This is a genomic window from Enterococcus sp. 2201sp1_2201st1_C11_2201SCRN_220225 (assembly GCF_040925905.1).
Taxonomy (GTDB): domain Bacteria; phylum Bacillota; class Bacilli; order Lactobacillales; family Enterococcaceae; genus Enterococcus_C; species Enterococcus_C asini_A.
Map to the genome: position 1 here is coordinate 1 of NZ_JBCOJC010000052.1, position 16,558 is coordinate 16,558.

At 40.8% G+C, this 16,558-nt stretch carries 14 protein-coding genes; 12 read left to right on the plus strand and 2 right to left on the minus strand.

Going from position 1 to position 16,558, the window contains the following annotated elements:
• Positions 1 to 42: 42 nt before the first annotated feature.
• The 7 genes from yycF (at position 43) to groL (ending at position 7,885) form a co-directional block, all read left to right on the plus strand.
• The gene (gene yycF, locus AB5754_RS11415; protein WP_311832738.1) at positions 43 to 747 is read left to right on the plus strand and encodes a response regulator YycF; all 705 of its coding nucleotides are present in this window, start codon (positions 43 to 45) and stop codon (positions 745 to 747) included.
• Positions 748 to 750: 3 nt separating this feature from the next.
• The gene (walK, locus tag AB5754_RS11420; protein WP_311832739.1) at positions 751 to 2,580 is read left to right on the plus strand and encodes a cell wall metabolism sensor histidine kinase WalK; all 1,830 of its coding nucleotides are present in this window, start codon (positions 751 to 753) and stop codon (positions 2,578 to 2,580) included.
• Entirely contained in the window at positions 2,577 to 3,896 is a 1,320-nt protein-coding gene (locus tag AB5754_RS11425; RefSeq protein ID WP_368251004.1) for a YycH family regulatory protein, read from the plus strand. The genes walK and AB5754_RS11425 overlap by 4 nt, the downstream gene beginning before the upstream one ends.
• The gene (locus tag AB5754_RS11430) at positions 3,897 to 4,760 is read left to right on the plus strand and encodes a two-component system regulatory protein YycI (RefSeq protein WP_368251003.1); all 864 of its coding nucleotides are present in this window, start codon (positions 3,897 to 3,899) and stop codon (positions 4,758 to 4,760) included. It begins immediately after the preceding gene.
• A gap of 80 nt (positions 4,761 to 4,840) precedes the next feature.
• On the plus strand, positions 4,841 to 5,644 hold the full coding sequence (locus tag AB5754_RS11435) for an MBL fold metallo-hydrolase (RefSeq protein ID WP_311832742.1): 804 nt from the start codon (positions 4,841 to 4,843) through the stop codon (positions 5,642 to 5,644).
• 303 nt (positions 5,645 to 5,947) lie between these two features.
• Positions 5,948 to 6,232 carry a co-chaperone GroES gene (gene groES / locus AB5754_RS11440; protein ID WP_311832743.1) on the plus strand — a complete coding sequence of 95 codons (285 nt, stop codon included), beginning with the start codon at positions 5,948 to 5,950 and terminating at the stop codon, positions 6,230 to 6,232.
• A 33-nt stretch (positions 6,233 to 6,265) separates the two neighbouring features.
• Entirely contained in the window at positions 6,266 to 7,885 is a 1,620-nt protein-coding gene (gene groL, locus AB5754_RS11445; RefSeq protein ID WP_311832744.1) for a chaperonin GroEL, read from the plus strand.
• 91 nt (positions 7,886 to 7,976) lie between these two features.
• On the opposite strand, the gene AB5754_RS11450 is transcribed toward groL, so the two are convergent.
• The gene (locus AB5754_RS11450; protein ID WP_368251001.1) at positions 7,977 to 8,756 is read right to left on the minus strand and encodes a TipAS antibiotic-recognition domain-containing protein; all 780 of its coding nucleotides are present in this window, start codon (positions 8,754 to 8,756) and stop codon (positions 7,977 to 7,979) included.
• A 151-nt stretch (positions 8,757 to 8,907) separates the two neighbouring features.
• Here AB5754_RS11450 and AB5754_RS11455 point away from each other — a divergent pair, with 151 nt between their 5' ends.
• The 5 genes from AB5754_RS11455 to AB5754_RS11475 all read left to right on the plus strand — a co-directional run bounded on the left by AB5754_RS11455 (position 8,908) and on the right by AB5754_RS11475 (position 14,810).
• Positions 8,908 to 9,282 (plus strand): DUF1827 family protein, encoded by a 375-nt coding sequence (locus AB5754_RS11455; protein ID WP_368251000.1) that lies wholly within the window; start codon positions 8,908 to 8,910, stop codon positions 9,280 to 9,282.
• Positions 9,283 to 9,442: 160 nt separating this feature from the next.
• The gene (locus AB5754_RS11460; protein WP_368250998.1) at positions 9,443 to 10,924 is read left to right on the plus strand and encodes a nicotinate phosphoribosyltransferase; all 1,482 of its coding nucleotides are present in this window, start codon (positions 9,443 to 9,445) and stop codon (positions 10,922 to 10,924) included.
• Entirely contained in the window at positions 10,921 to 11,745 is an 825-nt protein-coding gene (gene nadE / locus AB5754_RS11465; RefSeq protein ID WP_368250996.1) for an ammonia-dependent NAD(+) synthetase, read from the plus strand. Before AB5754_RS11460 ends, nadE begins: the two co-directional genes overlap by 4 nt.
• A gap of 492 nt (positions 11,746 to 12,237) precedes the next feature.
• Positions 12,238 to 14,055: an LTA synthase family protein gene (locus AB5754_RS11470; RefSeq protein ID WP_368250995.1), complete on the plus strand. Its 1,818-nt coding sequence runs from the start codon at positions 12,238 to 12,240 to the stop codon at positions 14,053 to 14,055.
• Positions 14,052 to 14,810: a tRNA 2-thiocytidine biosynthesis TtcA family protein gene (locus AB5754_RS11475; protein ID WP_368250994.1), complete on the plus strand. Its 759-nt coding sequence runs from the start codon at positions 14,052 to 14,054 to the stop codon at positions 14,808 to 14,810. The genes AB5754_RS11470 and AB5754_RS11475 overlap by 4 nt, the downstream gene beginning before the upstream one ends.
• 54 nt (positions 14,811 to 14,864) lie before the next feature.
• Here the strand turns inward: AB5754_RS11475 and AB5754_RS11480 are convergent, their stop codons facing one another.
• Positions 14,865 to 16,514, minus strand: coding sequence for a DNA mismatch repair protein MutS (locus tag AB5754_RS11480; protein ID WP_368250992.1), 1,650 nt, complete (start codon positions 16,512 to 16,514; stop codon positions 14,865 to 14,867).
• Positions 16,515 to 16,558 lie beyond the last annotated feature (44 nt).

Below are 16,558 nucleotides of genomic sequence, written 5' to 3' on the forward strand. Positions count from 1 at the left end.
ATAATAAGGAACATAATCTAAAGAATAGACGAGGTGCTCTTTGTGAAAAAGATACTAGTTGTCGATGACGAAAAGCCCATTTCCGACATCGTGAAATTTAACCTTGATAAAGAAGGCTATGATGTATATACAGCCTATGATGGGGAAGAAGCCATTGAAAAGGTGAAAGAAGTCGAACCGGACTTGATTTTATTGGATTTGATGTTGCCAAAAATTGATGGGTTAGAAGTAGCTCGAGAAGTTCGGAAAAACTACGATATGCCGATTATTATGGTGACTGCAAAGGATTCAGAAATCGACAAAGTTTTAGGCTTAGAACTAGGGGCCGATGATTACGTGACGAAACCTTTCTCCAATCGCGAATTAATCGCACGGGTGAAAGCAAATTTGCGCCGTGGTTCTCAAGCGACAAAAGAAGCAGAAGAAGAAGCCAATAATGATTTAACCATTGGCAATCTGACTATTTTACCAGAAGCTTATATGGTGACTAAAAATGGTAGTACCATTGAATTAACTCACCGAGAATTTGAACTCTTACATTACTTGGCAAAACATTTGGGTCAAGTCATGACCCGGGAACACTTATTGCAAACCGTGTGGGGTTATGATTATTTTGGTGATGTGCGAACAGTGGATGTAACGGTGAGACGTTTGCGGGAAAAAATTGAAGACAACCCAAGCCATCCCAATTACTTAGTAACTAGACGGGGCGTAGGCTATTATTTACGCAACCCGGAACAGGAGTAGCAAATGAAAAAAAAGGTTCGCTTTTTCCAATCAGTGAACTTTAAAATCGCCCTGGCATTTATCTTGATCTTGTTGATTTCGATCGAGATTATCGGGGCGTATTTTATTCGCGGATTAGAACGTTCCACAATCAAAAACTTTACAGACAATATGAAGGACCAGGCTGCGGCGTTGGCTCCTTCTTTTGCCAATGAAGTAGGCCAAAAAGAAACCGATGAAACCTATGATAATATTCAGCGCATTATTGAAAACAGCCGCACTACCGATGTTTTGGAAGTGCGAGTAGTAGATGCCAATGGGATTATCATGGGAGCGGCGCCTTTAACGGACAAAAGTTTGATTGGTAAAAAGAACGATTATCAAGACATTAACGATTTGAGCTATCTGACGAAGACAGCTTATGATGAAGACACCAATCGCCGGGTCTATATTGTGGTGCAACCCATTTTGTCCACCACAGGAGACACTGTTGTAGGTGCTTTATTTATGAAGAGCGATATTGAAAAACAATACAGTGAAATTCGAGATACGGCCTTTATCTTCGTAACCGCCTCACTCCTTGCGGCCGCGATTTCCATTGTAGTAGCGGTGCTAGTGGCTCGCTCGATTACTCAGCCCATTGGGGAAATGCAAGAACAGGCTATGCGAATTGCCAGAGGAGATTACAGTCGCCGGGTTACGGTGTATGGAAAAGATGAGTTGGGTCAGTTGGCAGAAACTTTTAACCAACTAGGAGAGCGAATTGAAGAAACTCAAGATGCCATGGAATCCGAACGCAATCGACTGGATAGCGTCCTCTCTCATATGACTGACGGGGTGATTGCCACAGACCGACGAGGGAAAGTCACGTCGATTAATGAAATGGCGATGACCTTGCTAAATGTCAAAGGAGAAGAGGTTATTGGCCAATCAATCCTTGAACTTTTGGGGATTGAAGAAGACTATACCTTGCGAAAACTTTTAGAAAAACCAGATGAAATGCTGATCAATCGGGAAAATCCTTACCGAGGCAATGTGGTCTTACGAACTGATTTTGCTATGATTCGTCGGGAGTCTGGATTTATCTCTGGCTTAGTTGCAGTGATGCACGATGTTACGGAACAAGAAAAAACCGAGCAAGAACGCCGAGAATTCGTATCCAATGTCTCCCACGAATTGCGGACGCCATTGACCAGCATGCGCAGTTATATCGAAGCCTTAAGTGAAGGCGCTTGGAAAGACGAAGAAATCGCACCAAATTTCTTAAAGGTTACCTTAGATGAAACCGATCGGATGATCCGCATGATTAATGATTTGTTGGACTTGTCCCGAATGGATAGCCAGCAAGCCACGTTACAGCTAGAGTACATCAACATCAATGAATTGGTTTCCTTTGTATTAGATCGTTTTGACATGATGATGAACAATGAGGAAAAAGGCAAAAAATATCGGATTCGCCGCGATTTCACTCAGCGAGATCTTTGGGCAGAAGTAGACACGGATAAGATTATCCAAGTGATTGACAATATCATGAACAATGCCATTAAGTATTCTCCGGATGGCGGTACGATTACGGTACACTTGTCAGAAACCCACAATAATATTTTGTTGAGTATTTCTGACCAAGGTTTGGGGATTCCTAAAAAAGACTTGCAGAAAGTTTTTGACCGTTTTTATCGGGTGGACAAAGCCCGTGCTCGCAAACAAGGGGGCACAGGGCTAGGGCTTGCAATTACAAAAGAAGTGATTAAAGCTCACGGTGGCAATATTTGGGTAGAAAGTCAAGAAGGTCGGGGATCTACCTTCTTTATCACATTACCTTATGAACCTTATGAGGAGGATTGGTGGGAATGAAACGATCGGAAAAGATTATTCGCATCGGCTTAATTTTCTTAATTCTCTTAAGCGTTTATCTTTCTTATGAAATTTGGCTCAGTTCCGATGCTAGAAGTCAGCTGGGGGATGAGGAGAGCAATGTCGTCGCGACAACTACTTATCGTCAGCCAGATGAAGTTTTCTTACCCACACGCTTGATTTGGGTGAACTCGACGGAAGATGTTCGCATGGGAACTGGTGAAACTTTGATTAGCAAAGTCCATGAACAAATTTTAAAAGGAAAAATTACTAATTTAAAAGATCGAGAATATGACAATGACGATGAATTTGCCGCAGTAGCAGATATTTCAGAAGGAGTTGAACTAAATTACTTTGGTTCTTTCCAATTATATGAATATGCTAAAATTTTTCAGGTAAATGTAGAAGAAGGGGAGTTAAAAGCGCTTGGGGAAGGAAAAGAGAGTTTCTTTACCAAGATTCAAATCGATTTTAAAAATGGTTTGATTCGCTTTGTAAACCCTCGACGGAACCAAGTGATTGAAGGTGACTTTGATTTGGATTTAACGAAGGTCAAAGAAGCCTTAAATGACACGAAAGTCAGCTGGATTCAGATGACTGGCGACAAGAAAATTCAGGGTTTGCAATACAATTCTGATGAACCAATTACCTTAAAACAATACAGCTACATCGCTTCCACGCAAGCGTACACGGTTTTCCGCAATGCTTTTTTCCAAAAGCCTGAAAGTGTAAAGAGTAGTGAAGAAGCTGGAGATACTATTTTGTATGGCGATTCTGAGACGTTGCGGGTGGCAGAAGACCAACAAATCGTGGAATTTCAAGGCAAGCTCGCTAGCAATGAAGAAATGGAAGACGATATTTACGATCAAAGCTATCATTATGTGAATCGTTTGGAATCCAGTATTGGGTCACTGCGCTTTTTTGACCGAGGCAAAGAGGATATTACTTACCGCACGTTTATTGAAGGATTCCCGGTATTTGGGGATGGCTATCAAGGGGAAGTCAGCTTTACCCTAGAAGATACCGGCAGTACCACACCTAATGTGACGATTATGAGTAGCTTAAACACCATTCAAATTCCCATTCCTTCTGATGAAACGGTTCAATTGCCCGCTACGAGTACGGTGATTGATGAATTGCTAGCCAGTGGCGCTAACCAGTCCTTATTTCAAGGAATTGTCGTTGGCTACCAACGGCAAAAAGTCAAAAATGCCGATGAAATCGTGGATATGATTCCCATGTGGTATTTGAAATATGATGGCCAGTGGTATTCTGAAGCACAATTAAAAGCAAAATTAGCAGGGGAGGGAAATTGATTGGATTTTAAACGAATCGAATGGATCTTTTTCCTCGCTTTTCTAGGGGTCAATATTTTCTTACTCAGTATTTTTCGCTCTGCTCGTAGTGAAGTGGACAACGTGACCGCCTCAGATCAAAAAATTGCCATTGAACAGCGCTTAAAAGCAGATGATATCAAATACGATGCTCCTTTAGAAACTGCTAAGGCAGAAGGCTATTATTTAAGCGGAGAACCTACTGATATGAATAAAGCGTTTAAAGACCAACAAAAGGCTAGTTCAAAGGCCAGTGTATCTTCAACAGGAATGACCATTGAGAATAACCAACTGTCGCGAAAAGTTGCCGATGGGTTTCATTTTACGAATCCCAATGATTTAGAACCGGCTTTGAAAAAATATTTGAATCAACCTGGGGCGGTCCTTTTTGGCTCGGAATACACCTATTTGCCTACATTATCCATGGAAGATAAAGAATATCCGGAAATCACCGCCAGCCAAAGTTTTGAAGGGATTCCTTTTAATGATCCTTCCAGTCGTTTAGAGATTACGTTAGAAAATACCGATGATTTGCTAAAAGTGACCGGTTATACACAAACCCATCTGTCTAATATTGAAAAGTTGCGGGAAAAGATGAGCTTGTATTCGGAACAAGATGCCATTGAAACTTTGTACATCAACAACCGGATTCCGCCAAAGTCCAAAATTGCTTGGCGCATGTTAAGCTATACCCTGAGCTTGCAATTTCGAGGCACAAATGTCTATGTACCGGCGTGGTTTGTAGCCATTGATACAGGCTCCAAAAATTACCAAGTGGAGCGGGTCAATGCTTTAACGAATAAAGTCTTTACTAGCAATTCCGTTCAAAAGGTGGAAAATAATTAAAGACCGGCTTATAATGAAACGGCGAGTAAGGTAACCCAGATGGTTAGAGAGGCCATCTAGTTTAGAAGGGAAGTTTCAAAATGGCAAACAGTGCCTTTAATGTTAGTATTTTAGCCAGTGGGAGTTCAGGAAACACCCTCTATATTGAAAGTGATAAAAAAAGGATTTTAGTGGATGCGGGTCTTTCAGGAAAAAAAGTGACTTCTTTATTAGCAGAAGTCAACCGTAAGCCAGAGGATTTAGATGCTATTTTAGTCACTCATGAACACCGGGATCATATCCATGGTGTAGGGGTTTTGGCTCGGAAGTATCATTTGGATATTTACGCCAATGAAAAAACTTGGCAAGCGATGGATTCAATGATTGGCAATGTACCCGTGGAACAAAAGCAAATTTTTGAAATGGGCAAAGTGTTAACCTTTGGAGATATGGACATTGAAAGCTTTGGCGTGTCTCACGATGCGGCGGCACCCCAGTTTTATCGTTTCCATAAAGAAGGCAAGTCCTTTGTTATGCTAACTGACACTGGCTATTGTTCAGATCATGTACGAGGGATCATTCGTGATGCAGATGCTTATTTGGTAGAAAGTAACCACGATTTGGAAATGTTACGCATGGGGCCTTATCCTTGGAGTTTGAAACAACGGATTTTAGGAGATCGCGGGCATTTGTCCAATGAGGATGGCGCCTTGGTCATTACGGATGTGATTGGGAAAAATACCAAACGAATTTATTTGGGGCATTTGAGTAAGGAAAACAATATGAAAGAACTCGCTCATTTGACCATGGAAAATACGTTGAAAGAGCATGATTTAGGCGTAGGAGAAGATTTTGAAATCTATGACACGGATCCCAATTATGCTACAGAATTATTTGCAATTTAATACTGTAAAGTAAGAATGCGAAAGACGCGCTTCAAAAGTCTTTTGCATTCTTTTTTTGAAAATTTCTCCTGTGGGTTACCAAATCTGTCACTGAGAGAAGCTATGGGACCAGAGTTCCTCTAAATTTCTTACTAAAATAATCCCTCACAAAAAATTCACAACCTTTTTACAATTTATTCAGCTAAAAAACTTGCCAAGTCTTTCGAAAATGAGTATCATAAGTCTTGTGAGTTAGCACTCGACTATCCAGAGTGCTAACTGGTTCAAAAAACACTGACGAAAAAACTATTGGAGGGATTCATTGTGTTAAAACCATTAGGCGACCGCGTGATTATCCAAGTCGCAAAAGAAGAAGAAAAAACGATTGGTGGCATTGTACTGGCATCATCAGCACAAGAAAAACCACAAATTGGTGAAGTCGTTGCAGTAGGCGAAGGCCAAACTTTAGAAAATGGCGAAAAAGCCCCAGTTGCCGTTAACGTAGGCGACCAAGTAATGTTTGAAAAATATGCTGGTTCAGAAGTGAAATTTGAAGGCCAAGAATATCTAATCGTTAATGGCAAAGATATTATGGCAATCGTGGAATAACAGTTAAACAAAAAATTTATGAGGTGAGAATTCATGGCAAAAGAAATCAAATTTGCAGAAGATGCCCGGGCCGCAATGCTTCGTGGGGTAGATAAATTAGCGGATACAGTAAAAGTAACTTTAGGGCCAAAAGGTCGTAATGTGGTTTTAGAAAAATCTTATGGTTCACCACTTATCACAAACGATGGGGTGACCATTGCCAAAGAAATCGAATTAGAAGATCATTTTGAAAACATGGGAGCTAAACTGGTCTCTGAAGTAGCTTCTAAAACCAATGATATTGCCGGCGACGGTACTACTACTGCCACTGTCTTAACTCAAGCAATCGTTCGTGAAGGTTTAAAAAACGTAACTGCTGGAGCAAATCCTCTAGGCATTCGTCGCGGGATTGAATTAGCAACTAAAGCTGCTGTAGAAGGATTACACAAAAACTCTACTGTAGTTGATTCTAAAGAAGCCATTGCTCAAGTTGGTGCTGTTTCTTCTGGTTCTGTAGAAGTTGGCCAATACATTGCAGACGCTATGGAAAAAGTCGGCAATGATGGGGTAATTACCATTGAAGAATCAAAAGGAATCGAAACGGAACTAGATGTCGTAGAAGGAATGCAATTTGATCGGGGTTACTTGTCTCAATACATGGTAACGGATAACGATAAAATGGAAGCTGTTTTGGACAATCCATACATCTTGATTACGGACAAGAAGATTTCTAACATCCAAGATATCTTGCCATTGTTAGAACAAATCTTGCAACAATCAAAACCATTGTTAATTATCGCCGACGATGTAGACGGTGAAGCATTGCCTACTTTAGTCTTGAATAAAATCCGTGGTACCTTCAATGTAGTAGCAGTCAAAGCTCCTGGCTTTGGTGATCGTCGCAAAGCCATGTTAGAAGACATTGCCATTTTAACTGGAGCGACCGTTATTACCGAAGACCTTGGTTTGGAATTGAAAGATGCAACCATTGAAAGTCTAGGTCAAGCAAGTAAAGTCGTGGTAGACAAAGACAACACTACTGTCGTAGAAGGTGCTGGCTCTACAGAAGCGATTCAAGCTCGGGTACAATTGATTAAAAATCAAATTGGTGAAACAACTTCTGATTTCGACCGGGAAAAACTACAAGAACGTTTGGCTAAATTAGCCGGCGGGGTTGCGGTAATTAAAGTCGGAGCACCTACTGAAACAGAATTAAAAGAAATGAAATTACGGATTGAAGATGCGTTAAACGCAACTCGTGCTGCTGTGGAAGAAGGTATGGTTTCCGGTGGTGGTACAGCCTTAGTAAACGTAATCGAAGCAGTTTCTGCTTTAGAAGCTGAAGGCGACGAAGCAACTGGGATTAAGATCGTCCAACGAGCTTTGGAAGAACCAGTTCGTCAAATCGCTGAGAACGCTGGTTATGAAGGATCTGTAATCATCGACAAATTGAAAAATGCAGAATTCGGCATTGGCTTCAATGCAGCTAACGGCGAATGGGTGAACATGGTAGAAGCTGGTATTGTGGATCCTACTAAAGTTGCCCGCTCTGCTTTGCAAAATGCAGCTTCTGTAGCCGCTTTGTTGTTGACTACTGAAGCAGTTGTTGCGGATAAACCAGAACCAAATGCACCTGCTGCTCCTGCAATGGATCCAGGCATGGGTATGATGTAATTTTTAGGCACTAATGAAAAGCTGGTGGGTACATTTTCTGTACCCATCAGCTTTTTTGATAAAGACTATTCTCATGAAAGTAAGAGGTTTACTATTTTGTGGCTTCTTTAGTGTAATGTAAAATAATATCCCGTAATAATTTTGCAGAGGGTTTGCTGGTACGCTGGTTGTAGTAAGCAGCAAAGCGTTCGTCTTCTGCATACATTTCCCCTAAGCTGCGGTGGTATTCTGCATTGTAAAAAGGGGCGGTAATCTTTAGCCATTCTTTATGGGCTAAGAAAGCTCCTTTGGCAATCTCAGAATCTAAGTCAGGAGTTTCGTCTTTTGCAAGCAACAATTCTAAATTCGCAAAAAGGCGTTCTTCATTAGCATTCATTTGAGCAAATTGTGTTTCGGTCATGCCTTGCCATTTTTGATTGGCGGCCTTTACCGCGTCTTCACCGTAACGCGCTCTGATTTCGGAACCATAGTTGGCTTCGTTTTCTGCTAATTTTTCAGCTTTAAAAGTGGCAAATTTTTCTGGATCGGTCATGTCTTTCTCTCCTTTGTAATAGGCCAAGGTTGCTTCTAAGTTTTGCAATTGGCCTTGGATTTGGGTCAACTGTTGGGTTAATGTGACCTTTTGTTGTTCTAAGAGAGGTTTCATATCGAAGTCGGGATTAGCTAAAATGGCCTTAATATCTGTTAATTTTAAACCAAATTGCTTTAAGAATAAAATTTGTTGTAGAAGGTCTACTTGTTTGCTGCCATAAATCCGGTACCCGGAACTAGTGATCCGTTTTGGGGGCAGTAGATTTTCTTGATCGTAATAGCGCAACGTGCGTGGGGTGACCCCAGACAAGTGGGCCAATTGTTGAATGGTGTACTCCATTTAAAACATCCTCTCTTATGAACAAATTCAGTTTACAGGTTGACGTAAGGGAAAGGTCAAGAAAAAAATCAAAAATCCTTCAAATTTCTATGTTATAATGAATTTATAAAAAATAAACGTTTTCAAAAACCGATTAAAGGAAGGTCATGCTATGAAATTAATCGAATCACCAATTAATCGCAATCTAAACTTAAAAACATTTTACCCGAATATTACACAATATTTGTTTGATAATGTCTCAATCAAATATTATAAACTTTATACACTAGATCGTGTCCAAATCATCTATGTGGACACTTATGATAAAATTTATTTAGTCATGCTGGATACGAAGAAAAAGATTAAGCGCACAGAAGTCGATATGGCCATTCATCGCTTGTTGCACACAGAGCGAGACCAAGTCCATGTAGATGTAAAAATGAAACAACGGATGCTAGATGCTGGTGTGAAATTCAGCGTTGCCAGAAAAGATATCGTGGTCGTCTCCATGGATGCTGCCGACAGCACAGGAAATGTGGCTAGCTAATTCAATAATCAGAAATGATACCCGTCAAATTTGGCGGGTTTTTTGTATTTTTTCGGGCTTTTGTCTACAAGAAGCGCCTTTTTCCGCTACTTTTAGCGTTTTTTTGCTATAATAAAAAGCGTAGGCCTTGGATAAAATCAAGGCGGAGAGGAGTATTGACATGAAACATTATCCGGATGATAGTTTAACACTACACACGGATCTCTATCAAATCAATATGATGCAAACTTACTGGGAACTAGGTCGGGCTGATCGGAATGCGGTTTTCGAATGCTATTTTCGGGAGATGCCTTTCCAACACGGTTATGCGATTTTCGCGGGCCTGGAACGACTGGTTCACTATTTAGAAGAATTGAAGTTTAGCAAAAGCGACTTAGACTACTTACGAGAAGTTGGCGGCTATCCAGAAGCGTTTTTACAATATTTAGCGGACTTTGAGTTTAAGTGTTCCGTTCGTTCAGCAAAAGAAGGGGATTTAGTCTTTGCTAATGAACCTATCGTGCAAATCGAAGGACCTTTAGGCCAAGCCCAATTGATTGAAACAGCTTTGTTAAATATGGTTAATTTTCAAACCTTAATTGCCACGAAGGCTGCCCGGATAAAATCCGTTATCGGTGACGATCCATTGTTAGAATTTGGTTCGCGTCGGGCGCAAGAAATGGATGCGGCTTTTTGGGGGACCCGTGCTGCTTATATCGGGGGTGCCGATGCGACTAGTAATGTGCGAGCGGGGAAAGTCTTTGGGATTCCTGCTAGCGGTACCCATGCCCATTCCCTTGTACAATCTTATGGTAATGATTACGACGCTTTTATGGCTTATGCCAAAACCCATAAAGATTGTGTCTTTTTAGTGGATACCTATGATACGTTGAAATTAGGAGTACCTACAGCGATTAAAGTTGCTAAGGAAATGGGAGATAAAATCAATTTCCAAGGGGTGCGAATTGACTCTGGAGATATGGCCTATATTTCCAAGCGCGTTCGGGAACAATTAGATGAAGCTGGTTTTACAGAAGCCAAAGTTTATGCTTCCAATGACTTAGATGAAAATACGATTTTAAGTTTAAAAATGCAAAAAGCCAAAATTGACGTTTGGGGTGTGGGCACGAAGTTAATCACCGCTTACGATCAACCTGCTTTAGGCGCAGTTTACAAACTAGTTTCCATTGAAAATGATGAAGGGATTATGGAAGACACGATTAAACTTTCCAGTAATGCAGAAAAAGTCAGCACGCCTGGTAGAAAACAAGTTTGGCGAATTAATCGCAAATCTGATGGAAAATCAGAAGGAGACTACATTACGCTTTGGGATGAAGATCCTCGAGAAGAAGACGAGCTATTTATGTTCCACCCTGTGCATACCTTTATCAATAAAACCATTCGCAACTTTGAAGCCCGTCCGGTTTTGGTTCCGATTTTTGAAAAAGGGCAGCTGGTTTATGACTTGCCAGACTTAGAAGAAATCAAACACTATGCCCAAGATAGTTTGAATTCACTGTGGGAAGAATACAAACGAGACCTTAATCCGCAACAATACCCAGTGGACTTGTCCACGGATTGTTGGAACCACAAGATGGCGATTATGGAAAAAGTCCGCAAACGAGTGGCAGCTTCCAATGAGAAAGGAGATAACGAACTATGAGTTTACAAAGTGAAATTATTAAACAATTAGGCGTTAAACCAACCATTGATGCCCAAGAAGAAATTCGCGTTAGTATAGATTTTCTAAAAGCCTATCTTGGAAAACATCCTTTCTTAAAAAGTTTGGTCTTAGGGATTTCCGGTGGTCAAGATTCCACATTGGCGGGCCGTTTGGCTCAAATGGCCATAGCCGAACTACGGGAAGAAACGGGGGATAGCACCTATCAGTTTATCGCGGTACGCTTACCTTATGGCAGTCAAGCCGATGAAGCCGATGCCCAAAAAGCTTTAGCCTTTATCCAGCCTGATAAAAGTCTGGTGGTCAATATTAAGCGTGGGGTAGATGGTCAAATGGCGGCGTTATCCGATGCCGGGGTAAGTATTTCCGATTTTAATAAAGGAAATATTAAAGCCCGTCAACGGATGATTAGCCAATACGCCATTGCTGGAGCTTATGCAGGAGCTGTGATTGGCACCGATCATGCAGCGGAAAACATCACTGGCTTCTTTACTAAATTTGGAGATGGCGGGGCCGATATTTTGCCACTTTTCCGTTTGAACAAACGGCAAGGTCGTCAGTTATTAGCTGAACTAGGAGCACCGGAAGCTTTATATACGAAGATTCCTACAGCTGACTTAGAAGATGATAAACCATTAGTGGCTGATGAAGTAGCCTTAGGAGTCACTTATGATGAGATTGACGATTATCTAGAAGGAAAGACCGTTTCCCCTGTGGCTCAAAAGACCATTGAAGCTTGGTGGTTGAAGACTCAGCATAAGCGTCATCTGCCAATTAGTGTGTTTGATGATTTTTGGAAATAGCTTTGCGAAGAGAGTTGGATAAATTCCGAACATTCAAAAAAATAAAATGAAAAACTTTCCCTTTTTTCTTTACGCCATAACGATTCATATTTTATACTATGGGTGGGAGTTTTGGGGAAGACTCCGTCAACAACGGCTAGAGGATACCAGATTGGGTCCTCTTTTTTTTGAACTAAAATGATTTACTTACCTAAAAAATTGCTATTTTAGGGCGGACAATGAAAAGGTTGTTCGCTTTTTTTGATTTAAGATTGTGAGTGACTGGAAGGACGGTAATACATAAAGAAATTTTGAAAAGCAGTGTAGAGGGAAGTTGATAGGCAACGAAAGCAAACGTTGCTAGTTTCTCATTTTCATTTTAAATTCTGCCCTTTTTTTAAATCTTTCCCGATTCTAAAAGGATCGCTTTACATCTATTTGGCAAACGGCTAAAATATGGACTATTGGGCCAGTCTGTGGTCGAAATGTCGCAATGATTAAGGAAGTTTTCCCATGAAAAAATTACGTTATCTCGCAATAACTGTTGGCGCATTGCTCTTAGTGTTGCTGAGCAATTTATACCTCCAGTGGTCTCAAAACAATCATTCCCTAGACTTGGCTTTGAAGTTTGCCTTTTCTTGGCACACGGAGAAGTTTTTTTTAGGCGGCGTAGTGCTTCTAGCGCTTTTGGTTTTCCTCTCGGCAATCATCGGTTCTTTTGGTATGGGGGCAGTGTTGTACACCCTGTTTATTGGAATTTTAGGGTATGCCGATTATCTTAAGATGACCATGCGTCAAGAACCGATTTATCCGGATGATTTGAAGATGGTCACCAATCTGGGCATGATGAAAGATTTAATTGGATTGCCTCAGTTTATACTCTTACTCGTGGTTATTGTAGCAGTTATCACCGGTGTTGTTTTTGTCTTTTGGAAGAGCTTGAAAAAACCGAAAAAGAGTCAATTGCTCCGTGTGGCCTTTTTAGTATTTAGTGGCGGTCTATTGCTTTATGCTAGTAATTTTAATTCCAGTAGTAATTTACTTCGAAAAGGCTATGACCGTACCGCCTTGTGGATTCCTTACTCCCAAAAGATGAATTATTACAATGTAGGCTTTGTTGGCGGCTTTTTGTATAATTTAAAAGTCGAAGCCATGGAAAAACCAGCAGGTTACAGCGAAAGTGCCGTTAAAAAAATTACCGAAAAATACCAAAGTGAAGCCGACAAAGCCAATGAAACGCTGGCTGATGAAGAAGCACCGAATATCGTTTATGTTATGAGTGAAAGCTTTTCTGATCCTAATCGTTTAAATGGCGTGGAAGTTAGCGGAGATCCATTAAAGGACTATTATCAAGTGGCAAATCAAACTTATAGCGGGCAAATGCTCTCTCAAAATTACGGGGGAGGTACTGCTAATATTGAATTTGAAGCTTTGACTGGTTTTTCGATGGAATTGCTAAACGCGCAAATGACTACGCCTTATACCTTATTAGTACCCAAATTAGAAAAACTCCCTTCCTTAGTTTCTCTATTGGCAAAGCAAGGTTATGAAACCACGGCGATTCATCCTTACGATACGTCGATGTATAAACGAAAAGATGTTTATAAGATTTTAGGCTTTGACACTTTTTTAGATCAAGATACCATGGAGCACAGAGATAAATTGCAAAATAATCCTTATATTTCTGATGCTGCGGCCTATGAGGAAGTCTTGGACCAACTGGACTCCGATACTCCCCAAATGGTGCATTTGGTCACTATGCAGACCCATATGCCCTACAATGGCAAATATGACAATATTGCCTACCAAGTGACAGCCAGTGGCAATACGGATTCCATTAAGAATTATGTCCAAGATGTGGCTTATGCCAGTCAAGCGCTAAAAGATTTTACGGAGGCGTTGACGAAGTTGTCTCGTCGCACGTTAGTTGTTTTTTGGGGAGATCACTTGCCGGGGATTTACTCAGATGAGACCCAAGCAGCTAATACCGGTACCGCCTTGCATGAAACAGAATTTTTGCTTTTTGATAGTAAAGGACAGTTAAAAACTAAGGCACAAAATCAAATTATCAGCCCCTTTTACTTTGCCCCAACGTTAATGGAGCAATCTGGTCAATCCACTACTGGTTTTTACCAATTGTTACTAGACTTGCAAAAGGTGCTATCAGCTTTTGAGAAAAATATGTATTATCAAAACGGACAGTGGCAAGAGACGGTTTCTTTAGGGGATCAAGAAGAATTGTATCAAGATTATCAAATGATCCAATACGATATATTAGCGGGCAAGCAGTACAGCTTGCAGACTACGTTTTTTGAGAGGGAAGCATCATGAGTTTTGTGAAAAAAGACAATCAAATGTATTTTAATCCCATGCGCCGAGCCATTTTAAATCATGGGATGATTCAAGCAGGCGATAAGGTGGCCATTGGTATGTCTGGAGGAAAAGACAGTACGACTTTGTTTTATCTCTTGGATACCATTCGCAAGCAAAAGCGGCTAGGTTTTGACTTTGAGATTCAGCCGATTACGTTAGATATGGGCTTTCCCAATGTGGATTTAACGCCAATGAAAGACTTTGTGGAAAATCTAGGGTATGAGCTAGAAGTGGTACCCACCACTATTGCGCAAGTGGTCTTTGATGTGAGAGAAGAACGCTCCCCTTGTTCTCTTTGTGCGAAACTGCGTCGGGGGATTCTTTACCGCAAAGCAGCGGAACTAGGTTGTAATAAAGTTGCATTAGGACACCATGTGGACGATGCCATTGAAACGTATTTTATGAATTTTCTTTTCCACGGCAAATTGGCAAGTTTTGAGCCGGTGAGTTATTTGACTAAAACCGGAGTTACCTTGATTCGACCGTTGTTGTATTTAACGGAAAAAGATGTGATTCGATATGCTAAACGGGAAAATTTACCGGTGATCTTTAATCCTTGTCCTGCCGATAAAAAAACGAAGCGAGAAGAAATGAAACATTTTGTCAGCCAAATTGCCACCAGTTATCCCGATGTACGGGAACGTTTTATTATGGGAATGGAACAAGGCACTGAAGATGATTTTTGGCAAAAGAGTTTGATGAATAGAAAATAAAAGAGACCTCCTTGTTTGGTAAAAAAATCAAACAAGGAGGTCTCTTTTTATATTTCAGTCTAAAACTTGCCAAGAGCGATTCTCATCAAAGTAGCTGGCTTCTTTTTGGGCATTTTTAACTAATGATGCAGGATAGTGGAGGACTTTTAACAGCGCAATGGCGTTGCGGCTGGTTGCGGGACCTTTCTTCACTTTGTAATCAAATGTGACCCCTTCATCATCGGTGACTTCTTCTCCAAAATGTAAATTATCACAGTGATTTTTCAAAATCTCAGTTAATTCGATATCATGGGTGGCCACAAAAGCCAGACTTGGATAATCGGCTAGCCATTTTACTACACTGGCAGAAGCGGCAATGCGCTCCACAGTGTTGGTTCCTTTTAAGATTTCATCCACAAAGCAATAACAGCGTTCTTTTTGGGCCACTAAATCCAACAGGCGCTTAATCGACTTGGTTTCCGCCACGAAGTAACTATCTCCTTCAAAGATATCGTCTTCAATGGCCATCGACGTAATCACATGGCCGGCTTGCAAGGTAAAGTCCTTCGCCAAGGCGGTGTTAATTGTTTGGGACAAAACACAGCTAATGGCAATGCTCTTGACATAAGTGGACTTTCCGGAAGCGTTAGAACCGGTGACCAAGGTATTTTTTTGCCAGTTGACAGGATTGACAATGGCCCCATTAACTAAGGGGTGATAAATATCTGTTGCGGTGACGTTTCCTGCTTTAAACGTTGGAATACAAGTCAAAGGCATAAAAGTTCGGAAGTTTAAAATCGCAATGGCGACTTCTTGATTGCCTAACAGCTCCCACAAATTAATGGCTTCTTTAGTATGATTGCTCAGTTTTTTCAGCACGAAATGATAGGCGAGAAAGGGAATCATAAAGACCATATTTAAATATTCCATAATCATCTCGGTTTCACTAAAGCCTTTGGTACGGAATGAAAAGCCCCAAAAGGCAATTCCTTTTAATGGTTTCAAATTTTGCTTAATGGCTACTTGGTCGGGCAAATTCAGTTTGGCGATTTTCTCGGCTAGTGCAATGGTTTGTACCAAATAGCGCATGCTGTTTAGTTCGGTCTCCAACTGGGTCTTTTTCATTAAATAATAAATGACGTTAAACAAAACCGCCCCAATCAGCAAAATGATTCCTATACCTTGTCCTAGTAAAAGCAAAAGCAATCCGACAAAAGGCAAAGCGCCTAACAAGGCAAATTGCCAAAAATTTCCTAGTTCTTTTTGGACGCCTTGGGCTAAGTACTCTTTCGTAAAGTTTTTATCTTGTTTTCCCAGGCGGGCAAATTGAAATTGAACTTCTTCTCGCAGGCTAGGGTTGTCTTGAAAAATTTGAATCAGTTTTTCGGTTTTTGTACTGTCGCCTAAATTAAAGCTACGCATACGCTGGTAAAGAGCCTCAGAACCCACGCTGGAATAAGTCGCGTTTACCAAATCAAAAATGGCAAACAAATCCAAATCATACCAAGTAATATCATCGACTTCCGATTCAAATTTGCGGAATTTTTTTTCTGTTTGCCACGCATTTTTTAAGCTTTCTTCTTTGTCTAAGCGGGTCTGGTGGGGTTGGCGCCCCCACTGATAGCGCACTAGATTCCGTAGTTTATAACGATTGTACAAACTTAACAGCAAAATTAATATGATAATCCCACCAAGGATGGCAAGGGCGATATAAATTTCTTTCATGGGAAACTCCTAGTTGTTTATTTCTGACAAATAATCTTCTACAC